Source organism: Parapedobacter brassicae (assembly GCF_051400755.1).
In the GTDB taxonomy this organism is placed as follows: domain Bacteria; phylum Bacteroidota; class Bacteroidia; order Sphingobacteriales; family Sphingobacteriaceae; genus Parapedobacter.
Genome location: NZ_JBLFFL010000007.1, coordinates 179,103 through 192,678 on the forward strand (window position 1 = coordinate 179,103; position 13,576 = coordinate 192,678).

General features: G+C 49.7%; 9 protein-coding genes. All 9 read right to left on the bottom strand.

The features are described 5' to 3' along the window. Positions 1–1,343, bottom strand: a 1,343-nt coding sequence (locus tag ACMGDE_RS17320; protein WP_436834082.1) for a M56 family metallopeptidase, incomplete at its 3' end; no start/stop codon positions are given. A gap of 5 nt (positions 1,344–1,348) precedes the next feature. Beyond that, entirely contained in the window at positions 1,349–1,735 is a 387-nt protein-coding gene (locus ACMGDE_RS17325; RefSeq protein WP_436834083.1) for a BlaI/MecI/CopY family transcriptional regulator, read from the bottom strand. 99 nt (positions 1,736–1,834) lie between these two features. Next, complete coding sequence (locus ACMGDE_RS17330; protein WP_436834084.1) at positions 1,835–2,857, bottom strand: WD40/YVTN/BNR-like repeat-containing protein; 1,023 nt, start codon at positions 2,855–2,857, stop codon at positions 1,835–1,837. 1 nt (position 2,858) lies between these two features. Next, the gene (locus ACMGDE_RS17335) at positions 2,859–5,879 is read right to left on the bottom strand and encodes a glycosyltransferase family 117 protein (protein WP_436834085.1); all 3,021 of its coding nucleotides are present in this window, start codon (positions 5,877–5,879) and stop codon (positions 2,859–2,861) included. Positions 5,880–6,005: 126 nt separating this feature from the next. After that, a complete protein-coding gene (locus ACMGDE_RS17340) occupies positions 6,006–6,695 on the bottom strand; it encodes a helix-turn-helix transcriptional regulator (protein ID WP_436834086.1) in 690 nt (229 codons plus the stop codon). Positions 6,696–7,298: 603 nt separating this feature from the next. Further along, positions 7,299–7,793, bottom strand: coding sequence for a hypothetical protein (locus tag ACMGDE_RS17345; protein WP_436834087.1), 495 nt, complete (start codon positions 7,791–7,793; stop codon positions 7,299–7,301). Positions 7,794–7,804: 11 nt separating this feature from the next. Next, positions 7,805–9,109 (bottom strand): hypothetical protein, encoded by a 1,305-nt coding sequence (locus tag ACMGDE_RS17350; protein ID WP_436834088.1) that lies wholly within the window; start codon positions 9,107–9,109, stop codon positions 7,805–7,807. Positions 9,110–9,647: 538 nt separating this feature from the next. Further along, the gene (locus tag ACMGDE_RS17355; RefSeq protein WP_436834089.1) at positions 9,648–10,136 is read right to left on the bottom strand and encodes a hypothetical protein; all 489 of its coding nucleotides are present in this window, start codon (positions 10,134–10,136) and stop codon (positions 9,648–9,650) included. A 339-nt stretch (positions 10,137–10,475) separates the two neighbouring features. After that, positions 10,476–13,502, bottom strand: coding sequence for a glycosyltransferase family 117 protein (locus ACMGDE_RS17360; protein ID WP_436834090.1), 3,027 nt, complete (start codon positions 13,500–13,502; stop codon positions 10,476–10,478). Positions 13,503–13,576: the final 74 nt, after the last annotated feature.

Below are 13,576 nucleotides of genomic sequence, written 5' to 3' on the forward strand. Positions count from 1 at the left end.
TTGAATTTCCATTGGTTGGCCTCCCACTGTTTTTTCCATTCGTCAGACTCAAACACCTTTTGCAGGGAATCAGCCATTCCCTTGAATTTCCATTGGTTGGCCTCCCACTGTTTTTTCCATTCGTCGGACTCAAACACCTTTTGCAGGGAATCCATCTGCAAGACCAGCTTAGCCTTTATTTTCGTCGTATCGATGGCCTCCAGGTCAACGGCTACCTTTGGCGAGTCAATCGCTACAATGACCGTATCCCTGCTGGTCAAGATAATCGTTTCTGTTGAATCCAGCAGCTCACTGGATGGCGTTATCGCATGGAATTCGTTATCATCCTTTCGGTCTTGCTTGTTTGTTTCAGGATGAGCAGACTGTACCCAGGCAACGGAAACAGCGGCCAGCACTGCAAATGCCAATACCAGCAGCTGCTGACGGAGGTTATTTACTTTTGTGTTCATATTCGTGATTCGTTTTATTCGGCTTAGTAATTGTGATTTCGATTTGCCGGCAGCAGCCATAGCCAATCCATTTGGAGACGTGCCCCCGGCCAGCACGGCTACCTGCAGCAAGGTCTGCGCATAATAGATCGGCTTACCGGTTTGTAGTACTACCATATCATCGCAGGCGTGTTCCCGCTCCTGGCTGATCATTCTGCCCAACAACCATACAAACGGATTGAAAAACATCAGCGTCTCCATGACCGTCTTGAACAGGTTGAGCAGGTAGTCGTTCCGACGGATGTGCGATAATTCATGGATCAGTATGGCTTCTACCTGGTCGGCATCCAGCTGATTGGCTACGGCCAGGGGAAACAATACCACAGGCTTGAAATAACCTACCACTAAGGGTACATTCACCCGCTCCGAAAGCCAAAAGCTCACCGGTTTGCGGACAGCCATGTATGACAGCGCGCTGCTAAAAACGCGCTCCCAGGTTAGTGGTACGGGATGTAAGCCGACACGGCGCATGCGGTTGAGCCGGAAATAGCCTATTGCCAATAATAACATTTGTGCAGCCACCCCCACCAGATATCCGCCTGCGAGATAACTGAACACCGCAGGTGTACGACTTTCAGGAGCTTCCAAAAAGAACGCCATGTCAAATGGCAAACGAATGTTCGCCCCTTCTCCAACATCAAATGAAAGTTCCAACTTACTGAAAAACACCGCTAAGAAGCCTATAAAAAGCACTACCAATGAAGAGAAAGACATCGCGTACCTGGTCCGCGCATCTGCTTCCGGGAATATCATATACAACAACAGCAGCAAGCCGTATACAAGTGCGCCGATCCACAAGGAATGGAGGATGCTCCATCCGATGGCTTCAATTAGATTATTCAATGAACTGATCATGGCTTCTATGATTTATCTTCTAATTCATCCAGATACCGTTTAATGGCCTCGATTTCGGCTTTACTGGTGTTGCTTCCGCCCAATGCCTGCATGACTAAGCGCGATGTCGATCCGGCAAACATATTATCGATCAACTTGCTCACCAGTTGCTGCTGAGTATGCTGCTGGTCTGCCTCGGCTTGGTAAATATGCGTCTTGCTGGTGGTATCCCGGCTCACCAATGCTTTCTCGTGCATGATCTGCATCAGTTTCAACGTGGTGGTATACCCGACGTCCTTATTCCTGGCCAATTCCTCATGCACCTGCCTCACCGTACTCGGTCCCCGTTGCCAAAGCACCTGCAAAATCTCCAGCTCGCTCTCTGTCGGTTTTGTCGTTTTCTCGTTCTGCATACTAACTACGATTTATTTCGTAGGTAAATGTACGAACACTTTCGTAAACTCCAACTATTTTTTGATTTTTTAACAAATAGGTTGATTAACCCAAGGCGATTATTCGATGACGGTCGCTATCCGTCCGCCGCCGCCGGCCAGCAACACCCAGGTGCCATTCTTGGCTTTCCGCACGGTGTGGTAGCTTTCTCCGGAGACCGGTTTCCATGTCCTGCCCCCATCGGATGACAGGTCCACTCCTGAAGTGCCAACGGCCATTAAACGCTGTTTTCCGATATACTCCACCGCAGAGCGGTATCCGTTGGTACCGATAGCAGGTTGCCGCCACGTTGCTCCTCCATTATCAGTCACCAAAACCGCGTTTTCGTTATCCCGATCCTGCTGATAGTCCCCTCCTACCACCACCCCGTGACGTTCATCCAAGAAGGCGACGGAAAATATCCCAGTTGACGCCGCGCCCTGGGCAATGGGACACTCCAGCCCTTTCCACGTGTTGCCGTAGTCCGCCGAGCGGAACAGCCGCGACCGCTGTCCGCCAGTAGCGATGAACGCATGTCCACCCGACAACGCCCGGATACCGGTACCGCTGGCGGCAAATCCCGCCTCACCCGTCGCCAACCTAATCCCAGCATTGCTGCTGATGTCGCGCCACGTTCGGCCCCCGTCATCCGTTGCCAACAGCTGCATCACCCCAGCGATCGGATCACCGTAGGCCAAGCCGCGGCCATCCTCCCAAAAATCCATCCCATCAAAAAAGATTTCGGGCCGTTCGTCGCGGTATACTTCTTGCCAGTTATCACCACCGTCGGCAGTGCGCAGGATCACCAGCGGCGAACCCGCATTGATAATCAGCGCTTCGGTGGCCGAAAACGCCTCAATATCCCGGAAATCCAGTGTATCATGGCCCGCTACCTGCTGCCAATGCCAGCTCTTCCCGCAGTCGGCCGTGCGCCCGACCCATCCATCGCTCCCGCTCACCCAAGCCACGGAGTCATCCAGCACCGAGAGGCCCCGGATGCTGATAGACCGCCCCTCTTGGAGCACCTTGAGGCTTACATCCTGCGCCGCACACCAAAGCACCGTGCCAGCAAATCCGATTATCAACAACGACCTGAGCACCATCTTACGAGCCAAAAAAATGCACCCGGTATTTATCATAAGCGGCCATCGCTTGCTCCTGCTGTTTTCGTTGCCCACGTTTTTCGGCGATATGTGCAAACTGCTCAAGGGCGATCAAGCTGTCGCGCACAGCCGCACCTTCCATATTGGGCTTGGTCTCCGCGACAGCGGCATAATACGCCAATTGTTCGTCCAAAAAGGCCACGTTCCGTTCCAGCAGCTCATTTCCGCTATCCGTTTCCCCTACTTCATAAAGCTGATCGGCCAAGACCGGGTAGCGTACCGCGATATCCACGAGATGCACCCGGTGGGGCAATACGTCCATCGCACGGTTCACCACCTCCTTTGCGGCATCTTTTTTTCCTTCTGCAATTAGCATTTCAGCCGTATCGGAAAACACCTTGACAGATTGCCCGATCATGGTATATGAAGTCGGATCGAGATAAGGGGTCTCCTTCATGTTGCCCCATGCATACCGGTGCATGATGTTTTCATGCACCGCATCCGCGTTTATCAAGCGCTGTTCGCCGCGCTCACCCGTTTCCGCAGCTTTCACCGGCATGAGCCGCAGGGCAAACCCTTCGTCCACGAGGTAATTGTCGAGCCCCAGCCGCTGACTTGATGGCACCGTCGTCGCAAAGTATATCGGGCGTTTCCACTCATTATGCACCAAGATGTCCATCATCGTCAGCTCAGCACGGGTCACTAGGTCTTCGTTATAGGTCCACACCATCGTATCAACGATGTCGTCATGCCACTTTTCAGGCACTATCCCATTGCGGACAACCTGCTCCTTGTTTACCGTTAGCTTAAATCGCTTGGTCGGCAGGAAGTTTCTCCGCGTCCCGTTGGAGTACTCCAGTTGATCCGAAGGATTGTCGGATAGCAATAACGCCAGCAGGGTTTCCAGTTCCACCGAATCCTGGATACCATAGTCGTGGTAATACAGCACATCGCGTTGTCCTTTCACAAATTGCCGGTCTTCCATGGTAATGGGCAGTGCCGCTGCTTCGTTTATGGGCTTCTTCATCTGCCTCACCTGCCAATCCATGCCCAGTAAACTCAGGTTCACCACCCGGACATCCGGCCGCACCCCTTCCACTTCTTGCAGATACCAAAGCGGGAAAGAATCGTTGTCGATAAAAGTGAAGAGGATAGCATTCGGCGCACAGGATTCGAGGTAGTTGCGCGCCATGTCCCGCGCCATGTATTTCTGCGAGCGGTCATGGTCGTCCCACCCCTCGGTACCCATCAGCACCGGGGCCATGAATAAACCCAGTGCTATGGCCACCGGTACCGCTATCCGCTGATACAAGCGCCTCTTCAGCAAATCCGCGAGTCCGACCACCCCCATGCCCATCCATATGGCAAATGCATAAAACGAACCCGCATAGGCATAGTCCCGCTCACGGGGCTGCAGCGGAGGTTGATTGAGGTACAGCACGATGGCCAGCCCTGTGAAAAAGAACAGCAGCCCCACCACCGCCATATCCTTCCTGCTCCGTTTCAGCTGCCACACCAGACCGATCACACCAAGCAGCAGCGGAAGGAAATAAAACGCATTGCGCGTTGGATCCGCCTTCATCGCTTCGGGCACCGCATCCTGCCCGCCGAGCCGCCACTGATCAATGAATTTAATACCGCTTATCCAGTTTCCTTCACTGTAATTTTCGAAAAGCGGCTGCCGATCGTTCTGGCGCCCGACAAAATTCCACATCAGGTAACGCCAATACATATGACCCAGCTGATAGGTGGTCAGAAACTTGACGTTATCGCCAAATTTCGGTTTTTCTTGTTCCGTCAACCCCAGCCAAACGCGGTACGCCTGTGGATGGAAGTCCCGCTGACTATAAATACGTGGGAGCCACGTATTGCGGTCATATACATACGTCATCTCCCGGCCGGCCACTTCGTATCGGGTATCCCCCTTCCGGTATTCGTTACTTTCCTCCTTCACATCCATGACCTGCGAATCGAAATACGGGCCATTGACCAGGGGCTCGCTGCCAAACTGCCCCCTATTCAGGTACCATAGGAATGAAAACGCATCATCCGGGTGGCTGTTGTTGAGCGAAGGATTGGCCTTCGCCCGGATCAGCACCATGGCAAACGAACCATATCCGAAGATGATAAACCCAAGGCAAACAAGCGCGATGTTGAGTATCGGCTTCGCCCTGCGGATGGAGTACCGTATGCCATACGCCATTCCACCTATTATCGAAAGCACGAAAACGGCCGCACCCCAGCCGAATCCCATTCCGAGCGTATTCACAAAGAACAAATCGGTAAACGCCGCAAATTTAACGAGGTATTGAATCACGCCCCACAGGATAACCGCCAATACCACACATCCGATCACCAGTGTCTTCACCACGCCCACAGCGGTCACGTTAGCCGTTCTCCTGAAGTACACCACCAGCGCCAGTGCCGGTATCGTGAGCAGGTTGAGCAGATGCACACCGATGGACAATCCCATGATATAAGCGATGAACACCAGCCAGCGGTCGGCACCCGGCTCATCCGCCTTGGCTTCCCATTTCAGGATGGCCCAGAAAACAACGGCCGTGCAAAGCGAAGACATCGCATAGACTTCCGACTCCACCGCCGAAAACCAAAACGAGTCCGAAAAAGCATAGGCCATCGCCCCGACCACACCCGCTCCCATGATTTGCAGCATGCCCATGGACGTAAGCATTGTTCCGGCTTTCCAAACAATTTTTCGCACCAGGGCGGTGATGGTCCAAAACAGGAATAAGATCGTCAGTCCGCTCGACAGTGCTGAACCGAAATTCATCCAATACGCAATCCGTTGGGGATCGCCAAACGCCAATTGCGAAAACACATTTTGCAGCATCAAGAACAGCGGCGCGCCCGGTTGATGCACAATCTGCATGCGGTGCGCCGCAGCGATGAATTCTCCAGCGTCCCACCAGCTGGTGGTCGGTTCCAGTGTCAACACGTAAGTGGCAGTAGCGATGGCCGCGCAGCCCCAACCGATCAGGTTGTTGGTCTTTTGGTAGTCCATGTTCATCCGGTTAGTGAATGTATCAATTATTCTCTAAATTTAGGCGATAACCGAATACCATGACCTTAGCCAACCCGGATTTAACATTTTTTAACACCGGGGCATGGGAGCTCCCGGCGGCGGGCTTCAATAATCCACCGGCAGCTGCTTCATAAACTCGCTGATGGGCGGATGGCTTGCCCGCTCGAAAGGCAATCCGGTATTGTGCAGGCTCGCGATGCGTGACACCTTGAAGTCACGGTAATCTTGCCTTAAGTGGCACCATCCGAGCACATGCCAGCTGAATGCGTAAAACACCAGACCCACCGGTTCGACCCTCCGCTTGCTGCGTTCGCCGTTTTCCTTGCAATAGACGATATCGATAATGGTTCTGGTGGTCACCGATTGCTGCAACGTAGCCAGGTATTCGTAATCCTGGTGCAACCGCTCTGGTAGCTGGAATTTAATCCGATCGGCCAATTGCTCAATTTTTTCCTTTTGGGAGGTCCGCATCACCGCTTTGACCTTATTGAGGGCACTGGAATAAAATTTTTGGATGGATTTATCCGCAAAACCAATCAACAGATTTTCCACCAGTAACAGGGCATTTGCTTCTTCCAAGCTAAAAGACACCGGACGCAGAAAGTAGCCCTCGACCACGAAGTATCCTTTGTTCGGTTCAAACCCGACCGGGATACCCTGTTCGTTCAGGGCTTTGATATCCCGGTATACCGTGCGCACGCTGATGCCAAACTTGTCGGCCAGCTGATCACCCGTCATATACCGCCGCGATTGCAGCAGGGTAAGGATACCAAACAAACGGTCTATTCTGTTCATGGGAATCAAGCTTAACTGAGCTCCTATTAAGCATTCTAATGCAAGTATAGGGCTATTTTTTTCCGCGGCACCCACCCTTCCTAATTTTTATTAAAATTCTGGTAAGCCCCTGTTCGTTGCTTATCTTCTCCGCAACGGCGCAAGCAAAAAAGCGATAACGCTATACCGGAAAAAGCTAAAGCTCTCTCAGGAGTAATTACAAGCTTTAAGGACTGGATCACATAGATAATCTTTAAACGCTTGGTTGTCTTCCGCCTCCGGTATCGGTCACTCAGCCGATTTGCGTATGTTGCATGACAGCAAATAATAATTCCTCAGGTCAGTATTTAATTGTCTTTTAACGTCTAAGAAATGAAATACATTTCGGAATCAGCCATAACATGACGCATGCAGAAATTAGCCCTATTGCAATATCCATTAATAGCTTTTCTGGAACTAGGCTGGTTACCATTGCGTCTCCCAAATCACTTGACAACGAATAGTACGTTAGATATGAAAACGGAAAGCCAAGCGTTATCGGTTTTGATTGGATAAGATGATCTACGCTTGGTCCTAGAACAATCAAGGCGATAGCTGTAAGTATAATATAGCGCAATGAAGGTTTCATTTTGACCAGTTGGTTTGATTAACTATTTGTGACTCGAAAAATAGCATTGTTAACATGCAAAAACCATTGGAGAACTTGGATAATTTCACTTTCGCTTCCTTATCAAACACCGGATAAGTTCCCATTTTCTTTCGCCATTCCTTAACAACCGAAATCTTGCTTTTTTTTTCGGAAGTATCTGGAATTTCAATGGCTAAACCTTGTTTACCAAAATGATAAGCTGAGTTGTCGAATATGGACATGTCTTTCGAAACAAATTTAATAATCAAAATGGGGTTGACAAACTCGGGGAATTCTTGTCTGCTAATGGTAATTGCTATTGACGTGAAAACATAGGTATCGATAACATAGCCTCCAATCGTATATATCCCATCGATCAACTCCGACGTCGATGGAATTAATAGCTTTATATTAACCCCAAGGGGATCCGAAATGACACTTGAAATAGCTGGATTCTCTATCAGTGACTTAATAAAAGGTGCTTGTTCCATTTCCAAAAACCCTAGTAGCAAGGGACTACCGATTTCGAATAGTCCTTAATTTTAGAGGTACCATAGTGATTGGTCTTTGAGACTCTTCCACCATGCTCGGCCATTTTACTTTGCAATATATTGTAGAATCGATCAATCATCGCGTTACTCTCAAATGTGTTTTTAGGAGGCGGCGATGCTTCTACGTGACTTTCCAATATTTCTTCGGCTACGTCCTTTATTTGAGCTGTCAACCTCGCAGCTTCTTTCTCACTAATAATTGAGCCATTTGCACGAACTCTTGGAAACTCAAAATATAATGTTTTTGTAAAAGTTCCTCTATAATATTCGATTTTTAGGTTATTGCCTTCCATGTATTCTGTTATGTAATCAAAACGCAAGTTTCGCACGCCACAGGCTTGATAAACTCCACCGGATACGGGTTGGTACTCCCAAGAGTCACAGTTTGACGGCAAATCAGGATCCGCATTGCCAATAGCGCCTGTTTCACCTATTCCATCTTCCCCGTTAAAGGATGTATTTCCTTCACCATTACTGCCTGTTCCGCCACCACTTCCTCCTCCACCACCAGGAATAGTACCGATGTCTGTTTCCTCGCAGATAATTTCATAATGAGGTGCGCATGTTGTGACCGGAGGAATGTCTCCGCTCGGCGCATATACGGTCACACAGGTTTCGTAATAATAAGGATAACAAACATAAGTATCAGGGTTCGGGTCCACAACCATGGAAAGCGATGTCCGTCCTGAGGGTTTAGTCAACAGCTGGCGCGTGGAAATTGGGTTACCGCCTTCAATAAGCGAAAAAGCTGATTTGCTAGTGAACCAATCTTCCACAATAGCTACACCGGTAAATGCCGTATTGGGAGTATCCGTAGGGAGCAAGGTAATGAGATGATGCCGCCAATCGCTACCCGCGGTCCTAGTTGCCCGAAGCCAGGTGTTATCATTGAAGGAAGTACCTTCGATACCGCCTGACTTAAGAATGAGATTTTCGGAAAGTACCACTGGGGCAAAAACAGTGAGCGTTTCTTCGGATTCCTGAGCATATGCTGCTCGCCACAGTACAGTCCTATCCAACTTTTGCCGATAACTCATACCGTCGGTATCAACGGGTACCGTTTTCAATTTATTTTCGAAGATTGTCTTGGCTTCAATAACTACGTCTGTTTTGTCAAGGAATCCAAGATTATCCTCTTTTGCACAAGAGATGATGAACAGCGCAACAATGGCTGTCACTATGGAATAGGTCGATAGTTTTTTCATCAATTTGTTTTTTTGGTCTGCAAGTATGTCAATATTAAGGAAAATCATCATAATATCCAATAGTTATCGCATTTTTACTGATATCGTAGCCAAGAGCTTGGACAACTAGGCGATCGATCGTGTTGTCATTTAACACAACTTTCTGACTCCGCGTTTAAGCATTATTCTAGTCGGTGACGGACATAGCTATTACACTCGCCGTTGCACGGTATGTCGGCTACTTTACGCTGCCGGAAACGGCAAAACGCTTAAGCGCTGTTTATGCAAATACAACAGGTGTATAAACGGATATTAGAAAAAAATAACGAACTTTATAAAAGGCGGAAATGTGTAATGGGTATTCCAGATAAAGAAAAGTAAATCAATAGCCGATCTGACGGCACAAGAACGCCAGGCAATTTACGATGCATCGCCTTATTTCAAGAAAAACATGAGGGAAGCGATAGAGTTTTTAAAGAAACATCCTATTCCCATAGAATACCTGCGTAAATAGAGCGGCCGGTTGTCTCATTCGGTCGGCGCTAGAGCCAACCCCCTGCTCCGGATTTCACCACGTTTTTTGACATTCTCCGTCGTCTTCGTCAACACCTTAATGAGCGGCAAATCGATATCCACATTCTATCGAAATATTAGCGATATAAATGGTCAGCAGATTTGATTCGTCAACATAGAATTGCGTATAATCCTCCTTAACTACCTCACCATCCACCGTGATAATCGCCATCCCCTTCGCCTCCGGCACGTATTTCGATTTGAGCTGGTCAAGGGAAATGAGGTTGGAATGATATGATTCTTTCATGGTAATCAAGACCTCCCCGTTATACGTCGGATCGCCCCGCTTCAGCGAATCTTTAAGGACTGTAACCTCTTCGATCTGATTCTGATCAATAGTTTTAATAAAAGACTGATGGACATGCTTTCCGTTGACAAATACAGCTGGGCTACTGTTTTTCTTTGGCTGCTCAAGACGGATCACCCTTAACGCCGTATCTGAGTGAGGATTCGGGGCCGCCGGTGTCACACCCTGACCAAATACCGCAATAGGGAAAGCAAAAAGGAACAGGAGTGCAATTTTCATAACGCTAGCTTTACATGGAATCCAAACGCTATCCAAAACTAAGGAAAAAAATCGATATGCAAAGCAGCGCTCTACTACCCGCTCTGGCTCCGACAGCCTCCGTGCCGAAGTTCCCTTCTCTGCCCCCCGTCAACATGCGAGGAGCCAAAAGCGTGAGGGCATTTGAAGCCGGAGGCAGTATCGGGCAGGAAAGCATAAGCAGTGCCAGTCAAATCGGCAGCGAACCAAGTGTATTGCCGAAGTGCAGCGAAGCGGAACGGCTTCAATACACGTCATGCAATGCTTTCCAACTAGATGCAACGCAGGCTTCCAGTCCGAGCGCTTTGGCTCCTAAGCACCTCAATTCCCTGCCGCACCACCGAAGAACTGCGTCTCATATTGCCCGAAAACCTTCGAGATGCGCGCAGCCAGCTCGTCCTGCTTGTACTTTTTGCTCGCCTCGGCAAACCGATTCAATGTAAACATGGCATACTGGATATTCTGCATCTCCAGGTTGGGCTTGGTCTCGGTAATCGCAGTGAAGTAACGGAGCTGCTCCTCTATATACTTGAAATTTCGTTCAACCAGTGCATTCGCCTTCTCCGTCTCACCAACAGCGTAGAGGTTATCCGCGATAAACGAGTAGCCGTACGCATCCATAATGCGATACAGGCGCTCCGGCATGATTTCCAATACGTTATTCAGCAATTTTTTAGCCTCTTCCGTCCTGCCCTCCGCGATGAGTGCTTCCGCCGGCGCGGCGTAAATATTATTCAAGATCAAGCTGATCATGCGGTACGATTCCGGGTCCAGGTAAGCGGTGTTCCTGATATTTCCCCATGCATATTTCTTGCTGGTTACATGATCATAGATCGCCTCTGCGTTGACCAACCCTTGGGCAGTATTCGGCTCCATATTAATCGGCATGAGCCTGAGCGCGAACCCTTCAGATACCAAGTATTTGTCCAGCCCCATAAAATTGTCGCTCGGCACAGTCGTGGCAAAATAGATGGGTCGCTCCCAATTATTGTTCACCAGGATATCCATGATGGCCAACTCGGCGCGCGACACATAGTTGCGGTTATACGTCCACTGCATCACATCGGCTATACTGTCCTGCCACCGTTCGGGCACCACCTTATGCTTGATGATATCGTCCCGGTTGATGGTCAACTGGAGATTCTTCGTTGGCAAGAAATTCTCGGGCTGCTCACTCTGCACCTGCCGCTTGTCGTTTGGATTGTCCGAAAGCATCAGCGCAACAATGTTCTTCAGTTCTACAGCGCCGGGGATCTTCGCGTCTTGGTAATAGATGACATCCCGTACACCTTTTACATACTTCTCATCGGGTATCGTTACCGGCAATGGCGCCGCTTCGTTCACCTGGTCTTTCATTTGCCGCACATACCAGTCGGCACTCAGCAGGCTCAGGTTCACCACACGCACGTCCGGCCGCACATGCTCCACTTCCTGCGCATACCACAGTGGATAGGTATCATTATCGCCATAGGTAAATAAGATCGCATTCGGAGCGCACGATTCCAAGTAATCTTTAGCAATATCTCGCGCAAGGAATTTCTCCGAGCGGTCGTGGTCGTCCCATCCCTCTTTGGCCAGCAGCACCGGTGCCGCCAGCAAGCCGATGGCCGTTGCCGCCCACCCGGCTGTTTTGGCATTGAGTTTCTTGCTCAGCCACTCCGTAATACCCAGCACGCCCAAGCCGATCCAGATCGCAAAGGCGTAGTAAGAACCGGCATATGCGTAATCCCGCTCCCGGGGTTGCAGCGGTGTCTGATTGAGGTAGAGCACGATCGCCAGCCCCGTCATGAAAAACAATAAGCCCACGACCCCGGCATCCCGTTGGCGGCGCTTGAAATGCCAAAACGCGCCGATGAGCCCCAAAATCAAGGGCAGGAAATAAAACTTGTTATAAGAAGGGTCCGTTAGCTGTGACTCAGGCTGCGCATCCTGTCCGCCCACATGCAATTGATCGATGAACTTGATGCCGCTGACCCAATTACCAGTCGTCAAGTCGCCATGCCCCTGCTGGTCATTCTGCCGTCCCACAAAATTCCAGAGGAAATACCGCCCATACATGTGACCGATCTGATAGCTAAAGAAAAAGCGCAGGTTATCGCCAAAGGAGGGTTGCTCGCTCTCACCGAGATTAAGGTAGCTGCGGTAATATTGGGGATGTCCATCCCGATTGCTATAAATCCTTGGAAAAACGGTTTCCCGATCATATACATAACTGAAGTTCTGTCCCGCCACCTCATATTTTTCTACGCCCTGCCGATAGATATTGCTACCGTAACTGACATCCATTGGTCGCGAGTCAAAATAAGGCCCTTTGAACTTTGGCTCGTCACCATATTGCTCACGGTTGAGGTAGCTCAAGAACGAAAATGCGTTGTCAGGGTCGCTGTTATTTAAGGTAGGATCTGCCTTGGCCCGGATGAGGATCATCGTAAAGGAACTGTAACCAAACACCACGAATGCGAACGACAGCAAAATGATATTAAGCAGGGGCTTGGCCTTTTGTATCGAGTATCTGATTCCATAAACAGTCCCGCCGATTATCAGCAACGCGAATATCACGGCACCGGTGCCGAAGCCCATGCCCAAGGTATTCACAAAGAACAAGTCAAAATAAGCCGCAAACTTGATCAAGTATTGGATGACACCCCAAAGGACCACGGCCACGACCACACAGCCGATCAAAAATGCTTTAATAGCCCCATTACTCGTCGAATTGGCCGTGCGCCGGAAGTAAATAAGCAACGCAATGGCCGGAATGGCCAGCAGGTTCAGCAAGTGCACGCCGATGGAAAGCCCCATAATATACGCGATGAACACCAACCATTTGTCGGCACCGGGCTCGTCCGCATGCGCCTCCCATTTGAGGATCGCCCAGAATACCACCGCTGTGCAGAGGGAAGACATGGCATATACTTCCGATTCCACCGCTGAAAACCAAAAGGTATCCGAAAAGGTGTAAGCTAAGGCCCCCACGGCTCCGGCCCCCATGATCTGGATCAACCCGCCCGACGTAAGTTCGGTCCCCGTTTTCCAGAGCACTTTGCGGGCAAGGGCCGTAATCGTCCAAAAGAGAAACACAATGGTCAAACCGCTCGATATCGCCGAACCGATGTTCATCCAGAAGGCGATGCGTTCGGGATTACCGAAGGCCAAGTTGGAAAACACATTCTGCAACATCAGAAACAAAGGTGCACCGGGTTGGTGGACGATCTGCATCTTATAGGCCGAAGCGATAAACTCACCCGTATCCCAAAAGCTCGTCGTGCGTTCTGCCGTCAATACATATACCGTAGTTGCAATCAACCCACACAACCAACCGATGATATTGTTAATCTTATTGTAGTTCATAACGTCTCGCGCGTATCGTTCACTATAAAAATCACGCCCCGAAAATAAAGAATAGTATGGTAACACAAACATAA

What these genes read in the sequence shown, in the direction of transcription:
- ACMGDE_RS17325 (WP_436834083.1), bottom strand. Translation starts at nt 1,735, where the DNA reads ATGCAGAACGAGAAAACGACAAAACCGACAGAGAGCGAGCTGGAGATT.
- ACMGDE_RS17330 (WP_436834084.1), bottom strand. Translation starts at nt 2,857, where the DNA reads ATGGTGCTCAGGTCGTTGTTGATAATCGGATTTGCTGGCACGGTGCTT.
- ACMGDE_RS17335 (WP_436834085.1), bottom strand. Translation starts at nt 5,879, where the DNA reads ATGGACTACCAAAAGACCAACAACCTGATCGGTTGGGGCTGCGCGGCC.
- ACMGDE_RS17340 (WP_436834086.1), bottom strand. Translation starts at nt 6,695, where the DNA reads ATGAACAGAATAGACCGTTTGTTTGGTATCCTTACCCTGCTGCAATCG.
- ACMGDE_RS17345 (WP_436834087.1), bottom strand. Translation starts at nt 7,793, where the DNA reads ATGGAACAAGCACCTTTTATTAAGTCACTGATAGAGAATCCAGCTATT.
- ACMGDE_RS17350 (WP_436834088.1), bottom strand. Translation starts at nt 9,109, where the DNA reads ATGATGATTTTCCTTAATATTGACATACTTGCAGACCAAAAAAACAAA.
- ACMGDE_RS17355 (WP_436834089.1), bottom strand. Translation starts at nt 10,136, where the DNA reads ATGAAAATTGCACTCCTGTTCCTTTTTGCTTTCCCTATTGCGGTATTT.
- ACMGDE_RS17360 (WP_436834090.1), bottom strand. Translation starts at nt 13,502, where the DNA reads ATGAACTACAATAAGATTAACAATATCATCGGTTGGTTGTGTGGGTTG.